Source organism: Streptomyces sp. NPDC001848, from assembly GCF_042891915.1.
Lineage (GTDB): Bacteria > Actinomycetota > Actinomycetes > Streptomycetales > Streptomycetaceae > Streptomyces.
Window position 1 is genome coordinate 65,498 of sequence record NZ_JBIATP010000014.1, and the last position, 21,488, is coordinate 86,985.

A 21,488-nucleotide genomic window follows, 5' to 3' on the forward strand; every position below is an offset into this window, starting at 1 on the left:
GTCGGTCATGAGGTGGTGAGGGCGTCGAAGCGCATCGACGCACCACCATCGTTTCGATCGACCTATCAACGTCACAAGACACAAGGAATTTTCCTGTTGTGCCGCTCTTGTTTCGCGCGAAAGGCGTCCACTACCTTCGCCGCGAAGCGAAGCGCTTCGACACCCTTCCGAGGGAAGGGTCGCCGCCATGAGCCATGAGTTGAACCTGCCGTCCGGCGGCTCACCCGACGAAAGGACAGAACGGATGCCCCTCCAGCAGCAGGTCTCCCGCGCGGTGAACCCCGTGATCCCCGGCTTCCACCCCGACCCCAGCGTCTGCCGCGTGGGCGACGACTACTACCTCGCGTGCTCCAGTTTCGAGTACTTTCCCGGCGTACCCGTCTTCCACAGTCGCGACCTCGTGCACTGGACGCAGATCGGCAACGCCCTGGACCGGCCGGACCAACTGCGTCTGCCGGCCTCCATGCGGTCCTCCGGCGGGATCTACGCCCCCACCCTGCGCCACCACGACGGACGCTTCTGGCTGATCGTCACGAATGTGAGGGAGGGCGGCGGCAACCTGATCGTCACAGCCACCGACCCGGCCGGCCCCTGGTCGGATCCGATCCTGGCGCCCGGCGTGCCCGGTATCGATCCCGACCTCGCTTGGGACGAGGACGGCACCTGCTGGTGCACGGTGGCCGGGGTCGCCCAGGTCCGTATCGACCCGTCCACCGGGCAGACGTACGGAACACCGCACAAGCTCTGGTCGGGCACACCCGGCGCCAAGGCCCCGGAGGCGCCGCACCTTTACCGGATCGGCGACCACTGGTATCTGCTCCTAGCCGAGGGCGGCACCGAGCGCGGCCACGGCGTGTCGATCGCGCGCAGCGACACGCCCAACGGCCCGTTCGAACCGTGCCCGGCCAACCCGGTCCTCACCCACCGCGGCACGGATCACCCCGTGCAGAACACCGGGCACGCGGACCTGGTCCAGGCCCCCGACGGCTCGTGGTGGATGGTGCTGCTCGGCGTACGGCCGCGCGGTGGCACCCCCGGCTGGCACGTGCTCGGCCGGGAGACCTTCCTGGCGCCCGTGACCTGGGTGGACGGCTGGCCCGTCGTCGGCGAGGTCGCCCTGGACCTGTCCGCGCTCCCGTGGCCGCTCTCTCCCGGCCCCGTCGAGGAGCACCGGGACAACTTCGAGCTCAGCGAGCTGCGGCCGTCCTGGATCTCCCTGCGGGACCGGCCCGCCGAGCACTGCACCACCAAGGAGCGCCCCGGGTGGCTGACGCTCCGCGCGCGGGGCGGCTCCCTGGACGAGCCCGACGTGGTGTTCACCGGCCGGCGCCAGCAGCACCTGTCGTGCCGGGCACGCACGCTGGTCGATCCCTCGCAGGGGTCCGGCGGCCTCGCCGTCCGGCTGGACGAGCGGCACCACTACGCGATCGAGGCGTCCGGTACGGAGGTGCGGGTGATCGCGCGTGTCGGCTCCCTGCGCACGGTCGTGGCCGCACAGCCCGTACCCGACGGCCCCGTGGTCCTCGGCGTCACGATCAGCGACCCGCCGCCTCCGCACGGGCCGTGCGCCGGACCCGACGTCGTCTCCCTCGGCGTCGAGCAACCCGGCGGCACGTTCACCGACCTCGCGACCCTCGACGGCCGCTACCTGTCGACCGAGGTCGCCGGCGGCTTCACCGGCCGGGTCATCGGTATGTACGCCGCGGCAGGCACGGTCCACTTCGACTGGTTCGAGTACGAGCCCCTCAGCCGCTGAACCAGCCCGCTTCCCCCCTGCCGGCAAGGAAACCCCGCCAGGTCGCGGATCTCAGGCGTCAGCCAGTCGGGGCTGCACCGGCAGGCGTGGCGGGCAGTGCTGTGAAGGTCCACAGCAGGTTGGTGCTGCTTCCGTACGCCCACTGCTTGGTGACGGAGCCCGAGGCCACGTTGCCGCCGCCGTCGAGGACCAGGCCTGTGGTGCGGTTGGCGATCGTGTGGTGGCCGTCGCCTCGGTGGGTGATCGTCCACTGCTGGTTCGTGCCGCCGTTCCACGGTGCCTGCCTGGCCTCCGAACCGTCGGCAGTGGCCCCCCAACCGTCGGCGACCATGCCGTTGGTGCGGTTGACCAGCTTGTAGTAGCCGCCGCCGACCTCGACGGCCTGCCACTGGAGGTTGGAACTGCCGTCCCAGGCCCACTGTTTGAGGGTGGACCCGGAGGGCACGTTCCCGCCGCTGTCCAGTGCGAGGCTGTCGGTGACGTTGGTGATCCGGAAGTACGTCGACGGATCGAACTGGACCTTCAGCGAGGTGACCTGGTCGTTGTTGCCGGTGACCCGGAGGTCGGGGTTGTCGGCGGTGAAGGTCCACGAGGTGCCGGTGAAGTTGTCCCCCGAGTAGCCGATCACCTGGAAGCCGGGAGCCAGGCGCAGGGACGAGAGGGTGAGTGGGCCCAGACCGGCGAGCGTCAACCGGTCCGCAGTGTAGTCGCCGACGGCGAGCACGGCGCTTGTGCCGGAGTAGTTGACGTCCTTGAAGACCACGGCGCCGGAGAGGGGCCGCAGGCTGGGGATCTGCCCCGCGAAGGCGAGCTTCAGGACGTAGGCGTTCGCGCTGAACGGCGCCGACGACGGCAGGGTCACCTTCAGTCCGGAGGCGTCCTGCGCAGGCGTGGCGAGGCTGATGTAGGTGCCGGCCGTCGAGTCGAGCAGCTTGACCGAGGCCAGCGAGGAGAGGTCGATCCGGTCGGAACCGAGAGTCTTGATCGTCAGTGAACTGCCGGGCCACCCCAGGACGGTGGCGTACAGGACCGTGCCCGCCTTGTTCCGGGTGAAGCGTATGTCCTGTGCGGTGCCGGCCGTCGGGGTGGTGAAGGAGCCGCCGCCCATCTTCGTCGGGCCTTCGCCGTACGCCGTCCACGGCCGGGTCGAGTAGACCGACTCGCCGAAGCGCTTCAGGTGGTCACCGATGCCGAGCAGGATGTCCTTCTGTGCCTGCGGGATCGTGCCGTCGGCCATCGGCGCGATGTTCAGCAGCATGTTGCCGTTCTTGCTCACCCGGTCGATGAGCGAGTGCAGCATCTGCCGGATGCTGTAGTAGCCGATGCCCTGCGTGTAGCACCAGCTCGAGCTGGAGATGCTGTCGTCGGTGAGCCAGTACGGAGCGGTCAGGTCGGCCGGGCCGCCGCGCTCGTAGTCGAAGACCTCCCCCTTGCTGTCGAGACCGTCCTTGTAGGTGGCGACGACCTCGCGGCCCCAGGCGTTCGCCTGGTTGTAGTAGTACGACAGGAAGTTCAGGCGCTGTGTCTCGTCGACCGCGTCCAGTTTGAAGTCCTGCCAGAGGATGTCCGGTTGGGCGAGGTCGATGACCTCCTTCAGTTTGTCGTACCAGAGCTGGTTCTCCTGCGCGGCGCCCAACTGCCCGTACAGCTTCTTGAGGCTCGGGTCCGACTGCGTGGGGACATGGTCGTAGTAGCCGTTGAAGTTGTACGCGTGGTGCATGGCGACCAGCAGCTTGAGCCCCTTGGCCCGGATCGCCGTGGTGAACAGCTGCAGGAGGTTGAGCTTCGGTCCCTTGGCGACCGAGTTCCACTCGTTGACCTGGCTGTTCCACATGGAGAAGCCGTCGTGGTGTTCGGCGACCGGTCCGGCGAACCTCGCGCCCGCGTCGACGAACAGCTGCGCCCACGCGTCGGGGTCGAAGTTCCCGCCCGCCGACTTGAGCTTCGGTGCGAACTGCACGGTGTTCCCGGCGAGGTCCTTCGCCCCGTTGATGAAGTTGTGGTAGGGCCACACGGACGGGTCGCCGTAGGTCGCGATGTGGTGCTGGTTGGCCGCGCTGCCGGCGATGTACATGTTGCGCGGGTACCACTCGTTGTCGTAGGCGGGAACGCTGAAGACGCCCCAGTGGAAGTAGATGCCGAACTTGGCGTCCTGGAACCACTCGGGGGCGGGCGGGTGCTGGTCGACCGAGGTCCACGCCGGTGTGTAGGCGCTCGGTGCCGCCTGTGCGACGCCGGCCTCGAGACCGCCGCCGCCGACGGCTGCCGCCGCGACGCAGGTGGCGCCGGCCAGGAACTGGCGTCTGTTGAACGAGCTCGACATGAGGACATCCCTGAAGTGGGGGACAAGGGAAGACGCGACGCCCACGCCTCCGGAGCACCGGACGTCACGCACGAAGTTCGACCATGTGACGCACTGATGTCAACGGGTGTGCAGGGATGAAAGCACCCTCTCGACTCACAGCTTCGTTCTTATATAGACGCCTATGCGCCATTTCTTCAGACCCAGACATGGCATGTTTGCGCGGTGCACGAAGGGCGCGACCCCGCACGGGAAGTCCGCGGACAAGCCGCCGGCTGATCACAAACACGCCATTATTGATGGGATTGATTTAGCGCACCGGTCACCGTAGCGAGCTTCAGCTCCACCATTTTGCAGCGACTTCTCCCGACACCTAGACAGCACCCTCGGTCGCCACCTATACATACATCCCATCTCTTCGATGCGGCGGCAGCAGCTATCGCCCTGCACACCATCTCCCGCTCCGGGACCAGCGCGAGGAAGTACCGATGAGACTCAGAACCGCTCTCTGCTCCACCGCCTCGGCCCTGTCCGCCCTGGCGCTGCTCAGCGCCTGCGGCAGTGGCTCGGGCACCGCGTCCACGTCGAACGACGCGCCGCTGGTCGGTGTCGACTACCCGCGTTCCGACACCGACTTCTGGAACTCGTACATCAAGTACACACCGGAGTTCGCCAAGCAGCTCGGCCTCTCGCTCAAGACCACCAACTCGCAGAACGACGTCGCCAAGCTGACCGCCAACGCGCAGACGTTCATCAGCCAGGGCGTCAAGGGCATTGCGATGGCCCCGCAGGACACCGCCGCCATCGCGCCGACGCTGGCACAGCTGGAGGCGAAGAAGATCCCGGTCGTCACCGTCGACACCCGCCCCGACACCGGCAACGTCTACATGGTCGTCCGGGCCGACAACCGCGCGTACGGCGAGAAGGCCTGCCAGTACCTGGGCACCAAGCTCGGCGGCAAGGGCAAGGTCGTCATGCTCCAGGGCGACCTGTCCTCCATCAACGGCCGTGACCGCACCGAGGCGTTCAACGACTGCATGAAGAAGAACTACCCCGGCATCAAGGTGTTCGGCGAGGCCACGAACTGGGACGGTGCCGTCGCCGCGCAGAAGCTGCAGACGGACCTGACCGCCAACCCCGACATCAAGGGCGTCTACATGCAGTCCAGCTTCGCGCTGTCCGGGACGCTCCAGGTCCTCAAGCAGAAGGGCCTGTTGGTCGGCCCGAAGGACACCAAGCACGTGTTCGTCGTCTCCAACGACGGCATCCCCGAGGAGCTGAAGGACATCGCCGCCGGGCAGATCGACGCCACGGTCTCCCAGCCGGCCGACCTCTACGCCAAGTACGCCCTGTACTACCTGAAGGCGGCGATCGACGGGAAGACGTTCCAGCCCGGCAGGACCGACCACGACAGCACCATCGTCAAGGTCCGCGACGGCCTGCTGGAGGACCAGCTCTCGGCCCCGCTCGTCACCGCCGACGGCGGCACCTACGGCGGCGTGCCCAGCGTCAAGAGCGACGACAAGTCGCTGTGGGGCAACAACCTCAGCTGACAGCACGTCAGGTGACGGCTGGCAGTCAACGAGACCAAGGCGGTTGAGATGAGCGACGGGGAACGAGCAGTCAGCCCCGCGCCCGCCCCGGCGTACGACGGACGGATCCCGGCAGATCCGCCCGTCGTCGAGGCGACGGGCATTGTCAAACGATTCGGTCCGACGGTGGCCCTGAACGGCGCCCGGATCACCATCAGGCCCGGCGAGACGCATGCCCTCGTCGGCCGCAACGGAGCCGGCAAGTCGACCCTGGTGTCCGTCCTGACCGGCCTGCAGGCTCCGGACGAGGGGACGGTGACCTTCGGCGGTGAGCCGGCGCCACGGCTCACGGACCGAGACGCCTGGCGGCAGCGGGTGGCCTGCGTCTACCAGAAGTCGACGATCATCCCCACGCTGACCGTCGCCGAGAACCTCTTCCTCAACCGGCACGACCACGGCCGCAGCCGCCTGATCAGCTGGCAGGCCGTACGCCGCCGGGCACAGGACCTGCTGTCGACCTGGTCCGTGGACGTCGACCCACAGACCCCGGCCGGTGATCTCGGCGTGGAGCAACGGCAATTCGTGGAGATCGCCCGCGCGCTGTCCTTCGGCGCCCGGTTCATCATCCTGGACGAGCCGACCGCCCAGCTCGACGCGGCCGCGATCAACCGTCTCTTCGACCGCATCCGCGACCTGCAACGCCAGGGCGTGACCTTCCTGTTCATCAGCCACCACCTACAGGAGATCTACGAGATCTGCGACATGGTGACGGTGTTCCGGGACGCCCGCCACATCCTGACCGCCCCGGTCGCGGAGCTGCCCCGCGCCGAACTCGTCGCCGCCATGACCGGTGAGGCGGCGGCCGACCGCCGCGAGGAACGGACGAGCACCCTCGACGCCGGCACCACGGCCGCGCTCAGCGTCCGGGGTCTGAGCGGTGAGGCCTACGGCGACATCACCTTCCAGGTCGGCGCCGGGGAGATCGTCGGGCTCGCGGGGGCCGCGGGCAGCGGACGCACCGAGGTGGCCGAGACCGTCGTGGGACTGCGGGCCGCCGACAGCGGCGAGGTGGAGATCGCCGGCAACCGTCCGCGTCCCGGCAGCGTGCCCGCCGCGCTCGCCGCGGGCGCCGGGTTCGTCCCGCAGGACCGGCACCACCAGGGCTTCGTGCCCGACATGTCGATCGCGGACAACGCCACGCTGTCCGTGCCCCGCAGGATCGGCAGGAACGGACTGCTCAGCCGCAGCCGACGGGACCGGCTCGCCGCGGGGATGATCGAGCACCTGGCGATCAAGACGCCCGGCCCCGACCTGCCCGTCTCCGCCCTCTCCGGCGGCAACCAGCAGAAGGTCGTCATGGCCCGCGCCCTCGCCGACGACCCCCGGCTGCTGGTTCTGATCAACCCGACCGCGGGCGTCGACGTGCGCTCCAAGGAGTTCCTCCTCGGCAAGGTCCAGGAGACCGCGGAGACCGGCACCGGAGTGCTCATCGCCTCCGACGAACTCGACGACCTGCGTATGTGCGACCGGGTCCTGGTGATGTTCCAGGGCCGCGTGACCTCAGAGATCGCCCGCGGCTGGCACGACCACGAACTCGTGGCCGCGATGGAAGGAGTGGACCTCGATGCCTGACACCGTCCTCGCGGCGGACACCCCCGCCCCCGGGACCACCGAGCCGAAGGCCGGGCGCGGTCTGTTCGGCGGCCGGGTACCCATGGCCCGGCTGCGCGACCTCGCCCTCGTCCCCGCGATCGTCGCCATCGCGATCGTCGGCCAGATCGTCAACCCGGTCTTCCTGCAGGCGGACAACCTCATCAACGTCCTGCAGACCATGTCCGAGATCGCGCTGCTGGTCCTCGCCCAGACGATGATCCTGATCGTCAAGAAGATGGACCTGTCACTGGAGTCCACCATGGGCCTCGCACCCGGCGTCGCGGCCTGGCTCGTGGTGCCGACCGGCGCGGGCCACGGCCTCGGCCTGCTGCCCGGTGCCTGGGCGATTCCCGTCACGCTCGCCGTGGGCCTGCTCGTGGGAGTGATCAACGCCCTGCTGATCATCCGCTTCGGCCTCAACGGCTTCATCGTCACCCTCGGCATGCTGATCGTGCTGCGCGGCGTCCTCACCGGTATCTCCGGCGGCCAGACCTTCTTCCAGCTGCCGAAGTCGATGCTCTACCTGGGCACCGCCGAGTGGTTCGGGATGCCGGCCTCCATCTGGATCTGCCTGGTGCTGTTCGCCGTCGCCATCGTCGTCCTGGGCTGGACCAGCTTCGGCCGCTCGCTGTACGCCATCGGCGGCAACGTCGACGCGGCGAAGGCGGCCGGTATCCGCACCGACCGGGTGCTGTGGATCGTCATCGTCACCGGCAGCGTGCTCGCCGCCCTCGCCGGACTGCTGCTGTCCGGACGCCTGGCCTCGGTGGCCTCGGCGCAGGGCAACGGCTACATCTTCACCGTCTTCGCCGCCGCCGTGATCGGCGGAATCAGCCTCAACGGTGGCAAGGGCACCATGTTCGGGGCCTTCAGCGGCATCCTCCTGCTGTTCATGATCCAGAACGTGCTGACCCTCGCGGGCGTCCCCGCGCAGTGGATCGGCGCCCTCAACGGCCTGATCATCCTGGTCGCCCTGACCATCTCGCGCATCACCGGCGGCAAGGTCCAGGACTGATCAGGCGGCCGTCGCCGCCGCACACCGCTCGCCGCTGCCCGTTCCGTCGCAGGGGGCCCGTGCTCCCACCTGCTCTCACAGGAGTGTCCGTCATGTCCTCTGCCGTGTCCGCATCCGCCCGTATCACCGCCCTCGACGTCCTGGACGTGCGGTTTCCGACGTCCGAGCACCTGGACGGGTCGGACGCGATGAACCCCGAACCCGACTACTCGGCCGCCTATGTCGTCCTGCGCACCGACGCCGGCGACGGACTGGAGGGCCACGCCCTGGCCTTCACCACCGGACGCGGCAACGACGTACAGGCCGCCGCCATCGCGGCCCTCGCCCCGCACGTGGTGGGCCTGTCGGTCGAGGAAGTCTGCGCCGACCTCGGCGCGTTCTCCCGCTCCCTCGTGCACGACCCCCAACTGCGCTGGCTGGGCCCGGAGAAGGGCGCCATCCACATGGCCACCGGCGCGGTGGTCAACGCCGCCTGGGACCTGGCCGCCAAGCGCGCGGGCAAGCCCGTGTGGCGCTTTCTCAGCGAGATGTCGCCCGAGGAGCTGGCCGCCCAGGTCGACTTCCGCTGGCTGAGCGACGCGCTCACCCCCGAGGACGCCCTGGACATCCTGCGCCGGGCCGAACCGGGCCGCCAGGAACGCGTCGCCCGCCTGCTGGAGCGCGGTTACCCCGCCTACACCACCACCCCCGGCTGGCTCGGCTACTCCGACGAGAAGCTGGCCCGCCTGGCCCGGGAGGCCGTCGCCGACGGCTTCACGCAGATCAAGCTGAAGGTCGGCGCGTCGCTGGAGGACGACGTACGACGGATGCGCACCGCCCGCGAGACGGTCGGCAACGGCATCCGCATCGCGGTGGACGCCAACCAGAGATGGGACGTCGCGCAGGCCATCGACTGGATGCGTGCCCTGGCGCCCTACCAGCCGTACTGGATCGAGGAACCGACGTCCCCGGACGACATCCTCGGTCACGCAGCGGTGCGCAAGGCCGTCAGTCCCATCAAGGTGGCCACCGGCGAGCACGTCGCCAACCGGGTCGTCTTCAAGCAGCTTCTCCAGGCCGGCGCGGTGGACATCGTGCAGATCGACTCGGCACGGGTCGGCGGCGTCAACGAGAACGTCGCGATCCTGCTGCTCGCCGCCAAGTTCGGCGTGCCGGTCTGCCCGCACGCCGGCGGCGTCGGTCTGTGCGAGATGGTGCAGCACCTGTCGATGTTCGACTACGTCGCCGTCTCCGGCACCCTGGAGGACCGGGTCATCGAATACGTCGACCACCTGCACGAGCACTTCGTCGACCCGGTGCGCATCGCCGACGGCCACTACCTGGCGCCGGAGCTGCCCGGGCTGAGCGCGCAGATGCACCCGGAGTCCCTCAAGGAGTACGCCTACCCCGACGGACCCGTCTGGACCGCCCGTGTCTGATGTCCAAGCCCTCGTCGACGCCCACCACCACGTCTGGAACCTCGACGTCCGGCCGCAGCCCTGGCTGGACGAACCCGGGCACGAGCCGCTCCGCCGGAGCTTCAGCTCGCACGCCCTGCGCTCGGCCGCGACCCGGCCGATCGCCGGGCGGCGGCTGACGAGCACGGTGGTCGTCCAGTGCGTCGCGTCCGTCCCCGAGACACGCGACCTGCTCGCCCTGGCCGGCAGCGACCCGCTGATCGGCGCCGTCGTCGGCTGGGCGGACCTGACGTCTCCCGCGATCGGCGACGTACTCGACGACCTGCGGACAGGGTCCGCGGGCCGGTACCTGCGGGCCCTACGGCACATCGTGCAGGGTGAGTCCGACCCGCACTGGCTCCAACGCCCGGAGGTGGAGCGGGGATTGCGAGCGGTCGCGGAGCGCGGGTTCGGATACGACGTGCTGATCCGCAGCCACCAGTTCCCACAGGCGATCCGTCTCGCGGAAAGGCTCCCCGAGCTGCCCCTCGTCCTGGACCACGCGGGCAAACCGCCCCTCGTACGGCGGGAGCTGAGCGACTGGACACAGCAGGTGCGGGCACTGGCGCGGCATCCCCAGGTCCGCTGCAAGGTGTCGGGCCTCGGCACGGAGGCCGACCACGAGAGGTGGACCGTCGACGACATCCGCCCGGTGTGGGACGTCCTGCTCTCCGCCTTCGGCCCCGAGCGGCTGATGTTCGGCTCCGACTGGCCGGTCTGCGTCCTCGCCGGCGGCTGGAACCGCTGGGCCGCCACCGTCGAGGAACTCCTGGACGGCTGCTCGGACGCCGAGATCCACGCGATCCTCGCCGGCACCGCGACGGACTTCTACCACCTGACGCCCGCCCCGACGAAGGAGGGGACGACGTGCTCCTGACGGAACTGCTGCACCCCGGAATCCTCGAAGCCCTGGCCGGAGCCGGCCACGGCGCCCGCGTCCTGCTCGCCGACGGCCACTACCCCGCCAGTACGGCCACCGGCGAGCGGGCCAGAACCGTCCACCTCAACCTCAGGCCGGGCCTGCTGGACGTCACCACCGTGCTCGACGTCCTCCTGCGGGCGATCCCCGTGGAGTCGGCCCAGGTGATGGTGCCGCCCGCGGGTGACCCGGAGCCGCCGGCCATCGCCGAGTACCGCGCCCGGCTGGCACCCGCCCCGGTGGAGCCGCTGGACCGGTTCGCCTTCTACGACGCGGCACGTTCCCCCGACCTGGCGCTGGCGATCGTCACCGCCGACATCCGTACGTACGCCAATCTGCTGCTGACCATCGGCGTCCGCGCTGAAGGGACCCTGACCCCACGATGACACTCGCAGTCCGTTACACGGCCGCCCGCACCCTGGACACGGCGCCCGCCAAGACCCGCTCCCCCGGCCCCGGCGAGGTCGAACTGGCCCCCGCCTACGTCGGCATCTGCGGCACCGATCTGCACATCTTCCACGGCGACATGGACGCCCGGGTCGCCGCGCCCGCCGTCCTCGGGCACGAGATGTCCGGCCGCGTGGTACGCGTGGGGCCGGACGTGGAGGGCTGGCGGCCCGGTGACGCGGTGACCGTGATGCCGCTGCGCTGGGACGACACCTGCCCGGCCTGTCGCCGAGGCCGTCAACACATCTGCCAGAACCTCGACTTCATCGGCATCGACTCGCCGGGCGCCATGCAGCAGCGCTGGACGGTGCCCGCTGCCACACTCGTACGTCTGCCGGAGTCCGTCTCGCTGGACCGGGCCGCCCTCGTCGAGCCCACCGCCGTCGCCGTGCACGACGTCGGTCGGGCCCAGGTGCGGGAGGGTGAGCGGGTCGTCGTGGTCGGCGGCGGACCGGTCGGGGTGCTCATCGCGCTGGTGGCGCGGGCCGCCGGTGCGCAGGTCCGCGTGGTGGAGCCGAGTGCCCACCGGCGCCTCCTGGCCGAGGAGTCGGGCCTGGCCGTCTGGGACCCGGCCGCCGGCGACGTGCCCGACCTGGTGCGGCGGTGGACCGGCGACGCGGGCGCAGACGTCGCCTTCGAGGTCTCCGGCGCGGCGGGCGGAGTCGACACCGCCGTGGAGGTGCTGGGCGTGCGCGGCCGTCTGTGCCTGGTGGCCATCCACCCCCGGCCGCGCGAGGTGAACCTGCACCGCTTCTTCTGGCGTGAACTCACCCTCGTGGGTGCCCGGTTGTACGACCGCTCGGACTTCGAGCGGGCGGTGACGCTGGTGGCGGACGGCACGATTCCCGCCGACCGGCTGATCAGCAAGGTCGTGCCCCTCACCGAGGCGCCCGCGGCCTTCGCGGCGCTGGAGGCGGGCGGGGACGTGATGAAGATCCTGGTGGACTGCGGCAACGACACGACGGGAGCCTGAGATGCCTCTTTTCGACCTGACCGGCCGTCTCGCCGTCGTCACCGGCGCCCGGCGCGGCATCGGCCGGGCCATGGCCCGTGCGCTGGCCGAGGCCGGCGCCGACGTCATCGGCGTGAGCGCCTCACTGGAGGAGTCCGGCAGCGCGGTGGAGAAGGACGTCGTCGCCGCGGGGCGCACCTTCGAGGCGATCCGGACCGACTTCGCCGACCCCGACGCCGTACGGGCCCTGGGCGCGGACCTGGCGGGCCGTCGGCGGCCGGTGGACATCCTGGTCAACAACGCGGGCACGATCCGTCGGTCTCCTGCGGCCGAACACCCGGACGCCGACTGGGAGTTGGTCCTCCAGGTCAACCTCAACGCCCAGTTCGTACTCACTCGGGCGGTCGGCGCGGCGATGGTGGCCCGCGGCCGAGGGAAGATCATCTTCACGGCGTCGCTGCTCAGCTTCCAGGGCGGTATCACGGTGCCCGGGTACACCGCCGCCAAGCACGGCATCGCCGGACTGACCAAGGCGCTGGCCAACGAGTGGGCCCCGCACGGCGTCAACGTCAACGCCATCGCGCCGGGGTACATCGCCACCGACAACACCCAGGCGTTGCGGGACGATCCGGTGCGCAGCAAGGCGATCCTGGACCGCATCCCCGCCGGACGCTGGGGCTCCGCGGACGACCTCGCGGGCGCCACCGTGTTCCTGGCCTCCGACGCCGCCGCCTACGTCCACGGCACCGTCCTGCCCGTCGACGGCGGATGGCTGGGCCGATGACCGCGTCTCTCCCCTCCTTCAGGAGGACACCGTGACCGACGTGGTGGCTCTGGGCGAGGTGATGCTCCGCTTCGACCCGGGCGAGGGCCGCGTCCGCACCGCCCGCACCTTCCAGGTCTGGGAGGGCGGCGGCGAGTACAACGTCGTGCGCGGACTGCGCCGCTGCTTCGGCCTGCGCACGGCGGTCGTGACCGCCCTGGTCGACAACGCGGTGGGGAGGCTTGCCGAGGACCTGATCCTCCAGGGCGGAGTCGACACGTCACTGATCCGCTGGGTGCCCGACGACGGTATCGGCCGCACCGCCCGCAACGGGCTGAACTTCGTGGAGCGGGGATTCGGCATCCGGGGCGCGCTCGGCGTGAGCGACCGCGCGAACACGGCCGTGTCCCAGCTGCGCAAGGGGGACATCGACTGGGACACCCTGTTCGCCGGGGGCCCGCGCTGGTTCCACACAGGCGGCATCTTCGCCGGGTTGTCGGACACCACGGTGGACATGGCGGACGAGGCGATGGCCGCGGCACGGCGGCACGGCGTCACCGTTTCCTACGATCCCAACTACCGCCCGAGCCTCTGGGCCGACCGTGGCGGCGCCGCACGGGCCCGGGAGGTGGACCTGCGGCTCGCCCGGCACGCCGATGTGGTGGTGGGTGCCCTCGGCCTCGCCGGACCGTACCCCGGAGCGGTGCGCGTCCGCGCGGACGAGGTGCCGGACGCGCTCGCCGCGGTGGCCGATCTGGTGCCCGGGGTGACGGTGCTGGCCACGACGCTGCGCGGCGTGCCCTCGGCAGGTGTGAACGACTGGTCCTCGGCGGCCTGGTCGGCCTCGACCGGCTTCGTCGCGGGCCCGGACATGCCCGGCCTGCACGTCCTGGACCGCATCGGCTCCGGCGACGCCTTCGCGGCCGGACTGATCTACGGGCTGCTGGCCTCGGCCCCGGGACCTGAGACCGAGCAGGCCGATGGCGGGCCGGCTCACGGACGGCGGAGCGGCGAGGCTCCGGGACACGACCTGCTCGGCCGGTCCCGATCGGAGCACGCACGGCTCCGGTCCACCGCCTCCGAGCCGCTCACGGGTGCAGAGCCGACCGGTGGCCCGCCCACCATCGCCCGTCTGCAGCGGGCCCTCGCCTACGGCACCGCTCACGGCGCGCTCGCCATGACCACGCCCGGCGATGTCTCCATGGCCTCGCTCGCCGAGGTCGAAACGCTGGTGGCGGGCGGCTCGGCCGCCGTCAGGCGCTGATCGGCGCCCCTGTCCCACCCGTAGGACCCGAGGAGCATGTTGTGCGAACCCGGAAGATCATGAACACCACCGTCGATGTCACCGAACTGGGCTTCGGGGCCTCCGTCATCGGCAACCTCTACCGGGTCACACCGGTCCAGGACGCGGCAGCCGCGATCGAGGCGGCCTGGGACAGCGGCATCCGGTACTTCGACACCGCGCCGCACTACGGGCTCGGCCTGTCCGAGCGGCGGCTGGGGGCCGCCCTGCGCGACCGCCCCCGCGAGCAGTACGTCGTCTCCTCGAAGGTGGGCCGGCTGCTCGTGCCCAACGAGCGGCCGCGGGGCGTCGACAGCGAGGGTTTCGCCGTCCGGGACGACCTGCGCCGCCAGTGGGACTTCAGCCGGGACGGCGTGCTCCGCTCCATCGACGCCACCCTGGAGCGTACGGGTCTCGACCGTCTCGACATCGTCTACGTGCACGATCCCGACGACCACTGGCGGCAGGCCGCCGAGGAGGCCCTGCCCGCCCTCGCGGACCTGCGCGACCAGGGAGTGATCGGCGCGATCGGCGCCGGCATGAACCAGTCGGCCATGCTCGCCCGCTTCCTGCGCGAGACCGCGGCCGACGTGGTGATGCTGGCCGGACGCTACACGCTCCTCGACCAGTCGGCGCTGGACGACGTGCTGCCCGCCGCGTGGGAGCACCGCAAGAGCGTGGTCGCCGTGGGCGTGTTCAACTCGGGCCTGCTCTCCCAGGACCGTCCGGCGCCGGGCATGAAGTACGACTACAAGGACGCCCCGCCCGACCTCGTCGCCCGTGCCCTGGCCATCGCCGAGGTCTGCGAACGTCACGGCACCACCCTGCCCGCCGCCGCGATCGCGTTCCCCTTCAGCCATCCCAGTATCATCAACGTCACCCTGGGAATGAGGGATCAGGAGCAGGTCAGGCGCAACGTGGACCTCCACGGTCGGCACGTGCCGGAAACTCTCTGGGACGACCTTCGCACCCAGGGCCTGATCAGGCCGGACGTACCCACGCCGAACAGCGCGGAGAACACTCCGGAGACGGAAGGGGTGCGCGTTGTCTCTGACGGACAAGGCCATTGAGCGGATCCGCGAGCTCATCCGCACCGGCGCGCTGCCACCGGGCTCGAAGCTGCCGCCGGAGCCGGAGCTGGCGGCCCAGCTGGGCCTGTCCCGCAACCTGGCCCGCGAGGCGGTCAAGGCGCTGGCGGTCGCCCGCGTGCTCGAAGTCCGCCGGGGCGACGGCACCTATGTGACCAGCCTCCAGCCGAGCCTGCTGCTCGAAGGTCTCGGCGGCGCGGTCGAGCTGCTGCAGAGCGACTCGGCGGCGCTGCTGGACCTGATGGAGGTGCGCCGGCTCCTCGAACCGGTGGCCACCGCTCTCGCCGCCACCCGGATCTCCGACGACCAGCTGGCCGAGGTCAAGCAGCACCTGGACGCCATGCGAGCGGCCCGCGACGACGTCGAACAGCTGAACGCGCACGACGCGGCGTTCCACCGCGCCGTGGTCTCGGCCACGGGCAACGAAACGCTGCTCACGCTGCTGGAGGGCATCTCGGGCCGTACCCTGCGCGCCCGCATCTGGCGCGGTCTGGTCGACGACCAGGCCGCGGGCAGGACCCTCGCGGAGCACGAGGCGATCTTCGATGCCCTGTCCACCCGTGACGCCGCCCTCAGCCAGGCCGCCGCACTGATGCATGTGAGCCACACCGAGCGGTGGCTGCGGGAGCATCTGAGGAGCGCTGCCCCTACAGGATGATGCCGCCCCCGAGCGGTGCGGAGCTGTGGCAGACTATTTGTTGCAGCCTTGCGCAACAATTGAAGTCAGGGGTTGAGCCCTGACATCGGGGGAGGAAGTGCGTCCATGCCGCGCGAGGACATTCGGCGAGTGCGTGAGGCGAACCTTCGGCTGGGCGCTGCGCTCGCCGAGGTGGAGGGACTCTATTCGGCGTTGTTGAAGGCAGGTTCGTCCGAACGACGCCGACGGCTGCAGGCGGAGCTGGCGCGTGCTGCCGGTCGCCTTGTGGCCCTGGCGGCCGTGCCGGCGGAGTCCCGGTCCCGTCCCGTTTCCGCGCGGCGCTCGCGATGGGCACGAAGGCGGGCCCTGGCCGAGCGCGGCGCCGCGTGGATCACGGCGCGGTACGGACGGAACACGCACTGAGCGCTCGGGACGCCAAGCGTCTCGGACACGTGGTGCACTGCCGGTGCGGCGGCCGCCGAGTACCGCGCGTTCCTCGAAGCCCGGGCAGCGGCCGCCTTCCACCGGGCCGCCGCCACCTGGACCTCGACGAGTGGGCAGCAGGATGCGGGCGGCACCCGGGGTGCGGGGACACGAGGCACGTCCGCCGCAGTGATCGTGTCGGGCACAACCCTCAGGCGTCGGAGTCCGGTTGGTTGCGGGCGGCTGCGTACGCCTGCGCCGGGGTCATGTTGATGCCGTTGAGCTGGACCGTCTTGTAGGGGCTGACCTGGGCGCAGGTCTTGGACTCGTCGGCGGTCTGGGCGTGGGCGTGGGAGACCGCGGCGTGAGTGTCGGCGGGCGCCGCGGAGGAGCTGTCGCCGCCGGCCGGATAATCCGTGCCGCTGGGCCAGTCACTGCCGATCACGAGGGTCAGGCCGCTGACGCTGCCCTGCTTGAGGCGCGAGGAGGGCAGGCCGAGGGCGCGGGCCACTGCCTGGGCCTGCGGTTTCTGACCGGTGCCGTAGGTGAGGGTGGTGGTCGCTGTGGGGGCGGGGGCGTTGGCGGTGGTCGTGCCCGAGCTGAAGCCCTTGCCGGTCAGGGCGGTGGCGATGACGGACGCGCGGCCGCTGACGGTGGTGCCGTTCTCGACCTTCACGGCGACCTGGGAGGGGTCGACAGCCTGCGCCGTGGCGGTGGCAGACGGCGCGGGGGACTTCTTGCCGCCGGACCCGGTCAGGGACTGGTCGTTGACGATGGTGGCGAACAGGGACCTGGCACCCGGCCCGACGACCAGCCGTTCCTTGTTGTAGGGGTCGGGAGCGGTCTGCATGGTGGTGAAGGTGATCGCCTTCGGCGGCACCTTGTTCACGTCCGCGGCCAGACCGATCAGCTTGCTGATGCTGCCCAGCCCGTCATCGACGGTGAGTGCCTTGGTGGCGGCGTCGGCGAGGCCGTAGACGGCCGTGGGGTCGGCCAGGGTGCCCGCGCTCTTGAACTTGCGGAGCATCGAGCTGAGGAACAGGTGCTGGGCGTAGGTGCGGCCCAGGTCGCTGCCGTCACCGAAGCCGTGCCGGGAGCGGACGAACTCCAGGGCCGCGACACCCTTGAGGGTGTGCGTGCCCTTGGACAGTTTCAGGTGCGAGTAGGTGTCGTAGACGTTGTCGCTGACGCACACGGAGACACCGCCGACGGCGTCGGACATGCTGACCACGCCGGAGAAGTCGAGCTTGACGAAGTGGTCGATGGGGATGCCGGTCATCTGGTGAATGGTGGCGACCTGGCAGGCGGGGCCGTACGACAGGGCGCTGTTGACCTGTCCGTAGTAGCCGGCCGTGCTCTGCTTCGACGTGGGGTCGGTGCAGGCGGGGATGTTGGTCATGGTGTCGCGGGGAATGCTCATGACGGTGGCGTTGGATCGGTCGGCGGCGATGTGCACGACCATCTCGACGTCCGCGTTCCCGTTGCCGGACTGCACGCCGGTCTGCGAGCAGCCGCCGCCCAGGTTGCAGTCGGCCTTGCTGGTGCGTCCGTCTGATCCGATCACCAGGATGTTGATCGGGGTGCGGCCGAAGGCGTCCGCCTTCTCGCTGCCCCCGCTGCCGTCGAGCGCGACACTGTGGATGTTGCCGTTCAGATGCTCGTAGAGCCACCATCCGCCGCCGCTGACGACCAGGACCAGCACGGTCAGGCATATACCGGCGATCCGCAGTCCCCTCTTGTCGCGTCGCCGCGGCCGGCCGCGGCGACGCGGGTGGCTCTGGTAGCCGGTGCGGGAGGCAGCCCGGCCGCCCGCGGGGCGCGGATCGGTTGGTCCGTCAGTACGTTGGCGGGGTACCCCGGCGGTGCGGTTGCGCGCGCTGCCCCGGCCGGTGCGGCCGTCCCGCAGGTCGCTCATTTCCCACTCCCACGAACGGTCGGGCCCAGCAGGCCCTCGGGAGTGCGGCCAGGGTCTGCGGCCGGTCCGTCGGGCGAAGTGGGGCGTACTTTGATTGCGTAGTTGCGCAACCTAGCAAACTCATGGCCGGTTCATCACGCGGCCTGCCCTGATTCGCAGGCGAGAAATCTCATGCGAGGGTGCGCGGTTACGCGCAGTCATCATAGTTGTCGGCCCTTCGGCTCGGTGCCGGGCCATCGCCGTGTGGTGGGGCGTAACGGCGTCTGCCCGGGCCGTGTTCGGGAGTGTGAGGTTCGGCTCCGCCGCCTCACCGTCGGCCGGCTCGGCTCTGCGGATCGGCGGTTCCCCCGGCATCCGGCCTTGCCTGGCCGGGGTTCTCGAGGGCCACCGTTTACCTGGGACCGAACGACACACGGCGGATGATACCTACACTGGGTGGGCGCGTATGCGTTGACGGTGAGTGCGGCGGACGGGAGAGGACTGTGGCGAAGACCGTCGGGGACTTCGGTGATCCGCCCGCGGACGTCCTGGAGGAGGCCGCCGCCGCGTTCGGGCTGCTGGCCTCGACGTCCCGGCTGCACATCATGTGGGCCCTCTCCCAGGGCGAGTGCGACGTGAGTCATCTCGCCGACCGGGTGGGCGGGGCACTGCCCTCGGTCAGTCAGCACTTGTCGAAGCTGAAGCTCGCCGGTCTCGTCCGCGCCCGCCGTGAGGGACGGCGGCAGATCTACTACATCGGCGACCCCGACATCGCCACCGTCGTCCGCCTCATGGTCGGCCAACTGACCCAGCGCGCCGAGGAACCGCTCGCGCCGGCGGGCCGAATGCTTGGGGCCCGTGCCTAGGATCTCCCCCGCCTCGGCCAGACGGCGTCGGGGCGCGGTCCCCCGGGGCCGGGCCGGGGCTACGGGAGGCCGGCACCTTGCGGGCGGCCACTGTGGAGCCGGGCGCGGCGACCGCCCTGCAGGTGACTGCACCGCCGGGGGTGAACGGCTCGCCGCGGGCTCACGCCGACAGGGGCCGCTGTACCCGGATCGACTGCAGCAGCCCGATCGCCACCCACACCGCGAACATCGACGAGCCGCCGTAGGAGACGAAGGGCAGCGGAATGCCCGCCACCGGCATGATTCCGAGGGCCATGCCGATGTTCTCGAAGGACTGGAAGGAGAACCAGGCGACGATTCCGGCGGCGACGATCGTGCCGTACAGTTCGGGCGTTTCGCGGGCGATGCGGCAGGCTCGCCACAGGACCAGACCGAGCAGGAAGATGATCAGGCTTCCGCCGACGAAGCCCAACTCCTCGCCGGCGACGGTGAAGACGAAGTCGGTCTGCTGTTCCGGCACGAACTGGCCGGTGGTCTGGGCGCCGTGGAACAGGCCGGCGCCGGTCAGCCCGCCGGAGCCGATGGCGATGCGGGCCTGGTTGGTGTTGTAGCCGACGCCGGAGGGGTCCAGGTTCGGGTCGGCGAAGGCCGCGAAGCGGTTGATCTGGTACTGGTCCAGCAGGTGCAGCTGCCACACCGCGGCGGCACCGACGAGGCCGACGGCGAGCAGGCCGAAGATCCACCGGTTGGAGGCGCCGGAGGCGAGCAGTACGCCCAGGATGGTGACTGCCATGACCATCGTCGAGCCGAGGTCGGGCATCATCATGACGACCATGATCGGCACGGCGGCCAGGCCCAGGGCCTGAATCACCGTGCGGCTGTCGGGGTACTTCCTGTCGCCCGCGTCGACCCGGGCGGACAGCAGCATTGCCATGCCGAGGATGATCGCGACCTTCACGAACTCGGACGGCTGCAGGGAGAATCCACCGCCCAGCACGATCCAGTTCCGGTTGCCGTTGATGGTGGCGCCCAGCGGGGTGAGCACCAGCAGCACCCCGAGGACGGAGATGCCGTAGAGGACAGGCACCGCGTTGCGCAGAGCACGGTGGCCCAGCCAGATCGTGCCGATCATCAGGACGAGCCCGATGCCGAGGTTCATCAGGTGCCGGACCAGGAAGTACTGCGGGTCCCCGTGATTGATTTGGGTCCGGTTGCGGGTCGCGGAGTACACCAGGAGCGAGCCGATGAGCGACAGCGCCAGGGCGGCCAGCAGTATCGGCCAGTCCAGCCGGCGGAGCAGCGAGCCACGGGCGAACATCCGTGTCCAGCGGGCGCGCTGGGGACCGTAGCCGGAGACGGAGAAGGTGTTCGCACCGGTCATGTCAGGGGCCTCCGGCTTCCTCGCCTGTGGATGGCGCGGTCGGTCTCCGCGGGCGACGTCCTGATCGTCGCCTGGGCGGGCGATCTCGTGCAGCTCGGCGGCCGTTGTCGCGCTTGGTCGGATCGCGTCGCCGAGCGGTTCGCGGCGCCCGTGTGGTGGCTCGTCATGCTTTGGCAGGAGCGAGCCTGGCTATGACTTCGCCGGTGGGCGCAGAGGAAGCGGTTCGGCTGGTCCAGCTCTTGTCCGAGGAGGAGCTGTTCCATTCACGATCCTCGAAGTCCACCGAAGCGATGTGCAGTTTGGTGGCGTGGCAGACCAGCCACAGGGCCAGGGCCCAGCCCGTCGTGGTGTCGGTCGCCTGATAGGTGATCTCGGTGGTGGCTGCGGGGGGCGGGTCGGTGACGAGGTCGGTGCCGAACTCGCGCCGGACCTCTGCCGTGACGGCCGTGCCGCCGGTCCGGGCGGAGCCGGGTGTGCCGACGCTCCGTACCTGGCAGCTGAGAGCGGCCCCCTCGTGCCCGGCCAGGGCGGCGGCCAGAGCGGTGGCGTCCTGCTCGTGCTGGGCGTACGCCTCGGGGTAACCGCTGTGCTGGACCTTCTGCGCGGCGACGGTCACGGGCAGGCTCAGATAGTCGGGCACCTTGACGAGCGCGTCGTAGAACTTCGCCGACGCGTGGACGGGGTCGAGTACCTGGGCGGGGGTGCCCCAGCCCTGGGAGGGCCGCTGCTGGAAGAGCCCGAGCGAGTCCCGGTCACCGTAGTCGATGTCCCGGAGCTTGGATTCCTGCATCGCGGTGGCCAGGGCCACGGTGACGGCGCGTTGCGGCAGTCCGCGAGCGGTGGCCACGGCCGCAATGGTCGCGGCGTTGGCGGCCTGGTCAAGGTCGAGCGTGACCGTTGTACCTTCCGTGCCGTGCGCGGTGCACTGCTCCACCAGTGTCGAATGGACGTAGCGCACCGCGAGATAGCCGATCAGCGCCAGAACCATCCCGAGCCCTACGGCCACCGGCCACACCCGGCGCCGTCGCCTCCTTGCCGGCCCGCTCAGTCCCACCGCCCCCTTCGACTTACAGTTGCGTTGTTGCGCAACTCTATATCCTTTCCGGTCGGAGCCCGGGCAGAGATCCATCTCGGGCGGGTCTACTCACTTTCACCCCAAGGGG

General features: G+C 70.2%; 17 protein-coding genes. 13 read left to right on the forward strand and 4 right to left on the reverse strand.

Annotated elements, in window-relative coordinates; genetic code table 11:
- The first annotated feature begins 244 nt into the window (after positions 1-244).
- Positions 245-1,756 carry a glycoside hydrolase family 43 protein gene (locus tag ACFYZJ_RS27445; RefSeq protein ID WP_388572473.1) on the forward strand — a complete coding sequence of 504 codons (1,512 nt, stop codon included), beginning with the start codon at positions 245-247 and terminating at the stop codon, positions 1,754-1,756.
- Between the two features lie 58 nt (positions 1,757-1,814).
- Here ACFYZJ_RS27445 and ACFYZJ_RS27450 read toward each other — a convergent pair whose 3' ends face one another.
- Positions 1,815-4,079 (reverse strand): alpha-L-fucosidase, encoded by a 2,265-nt coding sequence (locus ACFYZJ_RS27450; RefSeq protein WP_388572218.1) that lies wholly within the window; start codon positions 4,077-4,079, stop codon positions 1,815-1,817.
- Positions 4,080-4,546: 467 nt separating this feature from the next.
- Between ACFYZJ_RS27450 and ACFYZJ_RS27455 the strand changes: the two genes are divergently transcribed.
- The 11 genes from ACFYZJ_RS27455 (at position 4,547) to ACFYZJ_RS27505 (ending at position 15,803) form a co-directional block, all read left to right on the forward strand.
- Positions 4,547-5,611: a sugar ABC transporter substrate-binding protein gene (locus tag ACFYZJ_RS27455; protein ID WP_388572220.1), complete on the forward strand. Its 1,065-nt coding sequence runs from the start codon at positions 4,547-4,549 to the stop codon at positions 5,609-5,611.
- Between the two features lie 48 nt (positions 5,612-5,659).
- The gene (locus ACFYZJ_RS27460; protein ID WP_388572222.1) at positions 5,660-7,222 is read left to right on the forward strand and encodes a sugar ABC transporter ATP-binding protein; all 1,563 of its coding nucleotides are present in this window, start codon (positions 5,660-5,662) and stop codon (positions 7,220-7,222) included.
- Positions 7,215-8,258 (forward strand): ABC transporter permease, encoded by a 1,044-nt coding sequence (locus ACFYZJ_RS27465; RefSeq protein WP_388572224.1) that lies wholly within the window; start codon positions 7,215-7,217, stop codon positions 8,256-8,258. Before ACFYZJ_RS27460 ends, ACFYZJ_RS27465 begins: the two co-directional genes overlap by 8 nt.
- Before the next feature lie 92 nt (positions 8,259-8,350).
- On the forward strand, positions 8,351-9,676 hold the full coding sequence (locus ACFYZJ_RS27470) for an L-fuconate dehydratase (protein ID WP_388572226.1): 1,326 nt from the start codon (positions 8,351-8,353) through the stop codon (positions 9,674-9,676).
- Positions 9,669-10,571 (forward strand): amidohydrolase family protein, encoded by a 903-nt coding sequence (locus ACFYZJ_RS27475; RefSeq protein WP_388572228.1) that lies wholly within the window; start codon positions 9,669-9,671, stop codon positions 10,569-10,571. The genes ACFYZJ_RS27470 and ACFYZJ_RS27475 overlap by 8 nt, the downstream gene beginning before the upstream one ends.
- Positions 10,562-10,999: an RbsD/FucU family protein gene (locus tag ACFYZJ_RS27480; RefSeq protein WP_388572230.1), complete on the forward strand. Its 438-nt coding sequence runs from the start codon at positions 10,562-10,564 to the stop codon at positions 10,997-10,999. The genes ACFYZJ_RS27475 and ACFYZJ_RS27480 overlap by 10 nt, the downstream gene beginning before the upstream one ends.
- Positions 10,996-12,033, forward strand: coding sequence for a zinc-binding dehydrogenase (locus ACFYZJ_RS27485; RefSeq protein WP_388572232.1), 1,038 nt, complete (start codon positions 10,996-10,998; stop codon positions 12,031-12,033). The genes ACFYZJ_RS27480 and ACFYZJ_RS27485 overlap by 4 nt, the downstream gene beginning before the upstream one ends.
- Position 12,034: 1 nt before the next feature.
- Positions 12,035-12,796, forward strand: coding sequence for an SDR family oxidoreductase (locus ACFYZJ_RS27490; protein WP_388572233.1), 762 nt, complete (start codon positions 12,035-12,037; stop codon positions 12,794-12,796).
- A gap of 31 nt (positions 12,797-12,827) precedes the next feature.
- Positions 12,828-14,039, forward strand: a complete 1,212-nt coding sequence (locus tag ACFYZJ_RS27495) for a PfkB family carbohydrate kinase (RefSeq protein WP_388572235.1) — start codon at positions 12,828-12,830, stop codon at positions 14,037-14,039.
- 41 nt (positions 14,040-14,080) lie between these two features.
- Positions 14,081-15,127 carry an aldo/keto reductase gene (locus ACFYZJ_RS27500; RefSeq protein ID WP_388572237.1) on the forward strand — a complete coding sequence of 349 codons (1,047 nt, stop codon included), beginning with the start codon at positions 14,081-14,083 and terminating at the stop codon, positions 15,125-15,127.
- On the forward strand, positions 15,102-15,803 hold the full coding sequence (locus tag ACFYZJ_RS27505) for a FadR/GntR family transcriptional regulator (RefSeq protein ID WP_388572239.1): 702 nt from the start codon (positions 15,102-15,104) through the stop codon (positions 15,801-15,803). Before ACFYZJ_RS27500 ends, ACFYZJ_RS27505 begins: the two co-directional genes overlap by 26 nt.
- Before the next feature lie 613 nt (positions 15,804-16,416).
- Here ACFYZJ_RS27505 and ACFYZJ_RS27510 read toward each other — a convergent pair.
- Positions 16,417-18,120, reverse strand: coding sequence for an LCP family protein (locus tag ACFYZJ_RS27510; RefSeq protein WP_388572241.1), 1,704 nt, complete (start codon positions 18,118-18,120; stop codon positions 16,417-16,419).
- Positions 18,121-18,602: 482 nt separating this feature from the next.
- Between ACFYZJ_RS27510 and ACFYZJ_RS27515 the strand changes: the two genes are divergently transcribed.
- Entirely contained in the window at positions 18,603-18,965 is a 363-nt protein-coding gene (locus tag ACFYZJ_RS27515) for an ArsR/SmtB family transcription factor (protein WP_388572243.1), read from the forward strand.
- Positions 18,966-19,125: 160 nt separating this feature from the next.
- Here ACFYZJ_RS27515 and rodA read toward each other — a convergent pair whose 3' ends face one another.
- Positions 19,126-20,325 (reverse strand): rod shape-determining protein RodA, encoded by a 1,200-nt coding sequence (rodA, locus tag ACFYZJ_RS27520; RefSeq protein ID WP_388572245.1) that lies wholly within the window; start codon positions 20,323-20,325, stop codon positions 19,126-19,128.
- A 163-nt stretch (positions 20,326-20,488) separates the two neighbouring features.
- Positions 20,489-21,331 carry a heavy metal transporter gene (locus ACFYZJ_RS27525; RefSeq protein ID WP_388572247.1) on the reverse strand — a complete coding sequence of 281 codons (843 nt, stop codon included), beginning with the start codon at positions 21,329-21,331 and terminating at the stop codon, positions 20,489-20,491.
- Between the last annotated feature and the right edge of the window lie 157 nt (positions 21,332-21,488).

Coding starts and splice junctions, on each gene's coding strand:
- ACFYZJ_RS27445 (WP_388572473.1), top strand. CDS start 245: ATGCCCCTCCAGCAGCAGGTCTCCCGCGCGGTGAACCCCGTGATCCCC.
- ACFYZJ_RS27455 (WP_388572220.1), top strand. CDS start 4,547: ATGAGACTCAGAACCGCTCTCTGCTCCACCGCCTCGGCCCTGTCCGCC.
- rodA (WP_388572245.1), bottom strand. CDS start 20,325: ATGACCGGTGCGAACACCTTCTCCGTCTCCGGCTACGGTCCCCAGCGC.
- ACFYZJ_RS27470 (WP_388572226.1), top strand. CDS start 8,351: ATGTCCTCTGCCGTGTCCGCATCCGCCCGTATCACCGCCCTCGACGTC.
- ACFYZJ_RS27450 (WP_388572218.1), bottom strand. CDS start 4,079: ATGTCGAGCTCGTTCAACAGACGCCAGTTCCTGGCCGGCGCCACCTGC.
- ACFYZJ_RS27465 (WP_388572224.1), top strand. CDS start 7,215: ATGCCTGACACCGTCCTCGCGGCGGACACCCCCGCCCCCGGGACCACC.
- ACFYZJ_RS27490 (WP_388572233.1), top strand. CDS start 12,035: ATGCCTCTTTTCGACCTGACCGGCCGTCTCGCCGTCGTCACCGGCGCC.
- ACFYZJ_RS27485 (WP_388572232.1), top strand. CDS start 10,996: ATGACACTCGCAGTCCGTTACACGGCCGCCCGCACCCTGGACACGGCG.
- ACFYZJ_RS27460 (WP_388572222.1), top strand. CDS start 5,660: ATGAGCGACGGGGAACGAGCAGTCAGCCCCGCGCCCGCCCCGGCGTAC.
- ACFYZJ_RS27510 (WP_388572241.1), bottom strand. CDS start 18,120: ATGAGCGACCTGCGGGACGGCCGCACCGGCCGGGGCAGCGCGCGCAAC.